Below are 3,600 nucleotides of genomic sequence, written 5' to 3'. Positions count from 1 at the left end.
AAAATGAAAAAAATTGGCTCATAGTGTCTTTGGTGGCTAACACCCAAATAAGGGGCACAAACATGGCGGCTATAATCGGAACGAAGTGACACTGCCGCCATGTTTGTGTCCCAGCGAACGAAGTGAGTGTGTTAATTGAGTTGTTATAAGTCACTTTTAAAAAAAACCTTCCTAGATTACACAAGTAAAAGCAAAATTTTAGCTATAGCTACGATAACAAAAAGAACTGTAAGCGAAACCACTACAGCGGTACGTTTTGATTTTAACCAAATGACACTTGGTGATTTTCTAGATATAGAAAAAAAGCCATTGATGTGAGCAGTGGCTAAACAGCATATAACCACGACTAGGATTGTATTAAAAAGCTCTGACATCAAACGTATTCCATTGACTTATAACTTTCCAATAACGGGCGCAGACATGTGGGGCATAATGGCGAAGCCGCCCCGCGTGAATGCGTCCCAGCGAACGAAGTGAGTGCGTTTATTGGCTTGTTAGCTGACATTGCCAATAACTACCGCTGACTCTTGGTTAATAATGAATTGATATCCAAAAGCTAACGTTATTGTAAATATACTTAGGACGTTTAGATAAAGTGACATTTGTTTATAGCTTCTTTCGTTATCTCTTTTGTCGTAGTGGTAAATTACGGTCAGCGCAGCATTAACAGCACCCGAGAGCAATGCAACGCAGAAAAATAGTAGAGGCATACCAGTTAATTCAATAGGGTAAGAGCCTCTTACGCCGGGATATACCAAAGCTTCGTTAGTGAAGCCATAAAGACACATAGCAATTAAGAACAGTGCCCAAACGATATTAAAAATTCGGCTCGATTTAGGAATTTTATTCGGAGAGTAATCTTCCATGAATCCTCTTGTCAGCTAACTTTTAAATAAGGGGCGCAGGCATGTGGGGCATAATGGCGAAGCCGCCCCGCGTGTATGCGTCCCAGCGAACGAAGTGAGTGACTTAATTTTTTTGTTAGAAGCCTGCACGCCGTTGTTCCTTAAGAGGATCGTGTGGATTTACATTACCACCAAATGTTTGTTTATACACCTTGCCTAAGTCTGACGTGATTTCCAACGTTACCAGATAGGGTGAGCCCAGAGCTGAACGCCAATAGTGATACTGCTTTTGATATTGTTCATTAAAGCTAAAAGTAACAGTAGCTGACGTAAGCCATGATGAGGGGATTTTATGAGAGTTCAGCATATTAATGAGTGATTTCCGAATGCTTTTAGCAAAAGGTTCGAGGTGGTTTATTACGCTGTTATGCTCTATTTCTAACAGATTGATTGATATAGAAGAGATGTTCTGTTTCTGTGCGAGCAAGTATAGTTGTCCTGTAGCCCAGTAACCAAGATGATCGTTATTGCGGTTATTTAGCATGTGAGCAAAGTTTCTTACGATTCCTTTGAACTCTGAGCGACGAGCCATGATTCTCCTTGGCTTCTAACTTTAAGCTAAGGGGCGCTGGCACGTGGGGCATAATGGCGGAGCCGCCCCGCGTGTAAGCGTCCCAGTGACCGAAGGGAACGGCTTGAGCGTTTTGTTAGGGTTCATCGACTGTGAGTCTTCCATTTACGATCGAGGCCTTTATGGACAATCTACGCTCAAGGTATTTAACGAAATCATAATCTTCATCCGATAAAGCAGGGAGCTTATTATTTTTAATTAAAAACTTCACAAATAAACGCCACTGTTCAGGGTCTTCCGTTGCTGGAGCTAAAAGTGATACTAAGGCTGTCGTCTTTTGTGACTCCGATAAACGGTTAGATGCATCAGCGAGGGCTAATGAAGATTTAGACATTTCATTTGAGGCTGCGGTAAGCGTATTTGCGGTGTTTGCAAGCTCAATAGCCCTTTCCGTAGCGATTTGAGATGCTTTGGAAGCTTTATGAGCAACATAAGAAAAAGCGCTTGCTACAACAAAACTTAGAATTGATACGATCAAAGAAACTTCATCCATAATACCTCCGATATCCAATTAGAACCCTAACTTTCCAATAACGAACGCAGTGAGTGTGTTGATTGGCTTGTTAGGCTTTACCACTTTCGCTTATTTAACCATCATGTTGCATTAGCGCCCAATCTTTATCTTGGTTTTCCATAACGAAACACAATGGTTCCATTTTTTTATTACCTATAGAGTATGTTGTCACAAAAACACAACCGCCGGATTCTCTAGCTATAACACCTGTGACAAGTGAGTTGGCACCTTCAATTCCATACATGCCAATCTTTTTACGAAAATCTTTTGCAATTTTCTTTATAGTTTTTGACTTTGGTGCGTTGAAATACCAAAAATGCCAAAAGCTCCATCGAATCATAATGCATTTATACTTCTCGTGTTCTTCTTGATTTAGTAACCGCGCCACAGAATATAAAGACCCTTGTGGTGTGAAGGATAAAAACTCTTGAATGAACCTAGAAATTTCCTTTTCCATTATAAAACCAGTTGTCTATGTGAGAAGCCTAACGCCCAACTTTGGGGCACAAATACATGGGCTATAATTAGGAACGAAGTGACGTAGCCCATGTGTTTGTGTCCCAGCGAACGTAGTGAGTGCCAACAGTTGTTTGTTAGGCCTTTGGCTCACCTTTTTTACCCAATGCTAGTGGATTTTTGATAAAGGCAAATATAAGCAATCCGGCTAATACTATACTTTTAGCAACTTCAATACTAAAAGAAATGGGATTACTATCGTAACTAATAGTACCCAAGCGCCTTGCGTAAGTTGTCCCTTCCATAAATACTTCATGGAGGTCGGAGGCAGGCAGATAAAACAAAATGATGCACCAAACTCGAATTATAAAATGAATAATTTTGGAGTCTGTCTTCGTTAAAATATTAGGCACCTTTTTCACTGGGTTTTCTGCTGATTTTTGTACGTTTGTAGCTTCGGGATTACCTACACCTCTTTCAGCTAGTTCTGATTGTATTTCAGCAAATCTTTCAGGAAATTGGAGTTTATCAACTGACTCTTTTGCTTCATTAAGTTCGGCTACTGAGTAACTTGAATAATCTGGCTTTAAATCTGACATAGTTAACTGAGGCCTAACTTTAAGCTAACGGGCACAAATGCGGTGCGAGAATGGCGAAGCCGCGCCGCGTTTGTGTCCCAGTGACCGGAGGGAACGTGTTAAGCGCTTTGTTATGTGACTTACCCAAAAAGTGCTTTGTACTGTTACGCGAGGACATATTGTTTAATCTCCGGTACTCGTGTGGCTGCTACCATTGTCTCCGCCTCCAAATTTTCCCTTAAAAGGTTTACTGACATCTCTGTCTTGGCTTCGGTGGAAAACATATAAACCAAGAGCGCCCAGAAAGGGAACAAACCAGACTATTATGATCTGAGTAACTTTTTGGACAATTTCCAAGTCCTCTCTTTGTGACAAAAAAACACAGACACTTAGATTTAAAAGACAAAGTACGATAAGAATTATTGAAACAACATCCATTTTAAAAAGTTTCCTGGTCACATAACTTTTAAATAAGGGGCGCAGGCATGTGGGCTAAAATCCGAACGAAGTGAGCAGCCCACATGTTTGCGTCCCAGCCCGCGCAGCGGGCGTGCTTAATTTTTTTGTTATGTTGCT

The 3,600-nt window shown here is 40.9% G+C and carries 5 protein-coding genes; all 5 read right to left on the bottom strand.

Annotated features, from left to right (window positions below; genetic code table 11):
* Positions 1 to 494 precede the first annotated feature (494 nt).
* Positions 495 to 866: a hypothetical protein gene (locus AWH61_RS07695; RefSeq protein ID WP_075176711.1), complete on the bottom strand. Its 372-nt coding sequence runs from the start codon at positions 864 to 866 to the stop codon at positions 495 to 497.
* Positions 867 to 981: 115 nt separating this feature from the next.
* On the bottom strand, positions 982 to 1,437 hold the full coding sequence (locus AWH61_RS07690; protein WP_075176710.1) for a hypothetical protein: 456 nt from the start codon (positions 1,435 to 1,437) through the stop codon (positions 982 to 984).
* Positions 1,438 to 1,552: 115 nt separating this feature from the next.
* Positions 1,553 to 1,969 carry a hypothetical protein gene (locus tag AWH61_RS07685; protein ID WP_075176709.1) on the bottom strand — a complete coding sequence of 139 codons (417 nt, stop codon included), beginning with the start codon at positions 1,967 to 1,969 and terminating at the stop codon, positions 1,553 to 1,555.
* 94 nt (positions 1,970 to 2,063) lie between these two features.
* A complete protein-coding gene (locus AWH61_RS07680; protein WP_075176708.1) occupies positions 2,064 to 2,447 on the bottom strand; it encodes a hypothetical protein in 384 nt (127 codons plus the stop codon).
* 136 nt (positions 2,448 to 2,583) lie between these two features.
* Positions 2,584 to 3,045: a hypothetical protein gene (locus tag AWH61_RS07675; protein WP_075176707.1), complete on the bottom strand. Its 462-nt coding sequence runs from the start codon at positions 3,043 to 3,045 to the stop codon at positions 2,584 to 2,586.
* Positions 3,046 to 3,600: the final 555 nt, after the last annotated feature.

Source organism: Alteromonas sp. W12, from assembly GCF_001924945.1.
Classification (GTDB): Bacteria; Pseudomonadota; Gammaproteobacteria; order Enterobacterales; family Alteromonadaceae; genus Alteromonas; species Alteromonas macleodii.
This window is presented reverse-complemented; position numbering and strand designations above follow the sequence as displayed.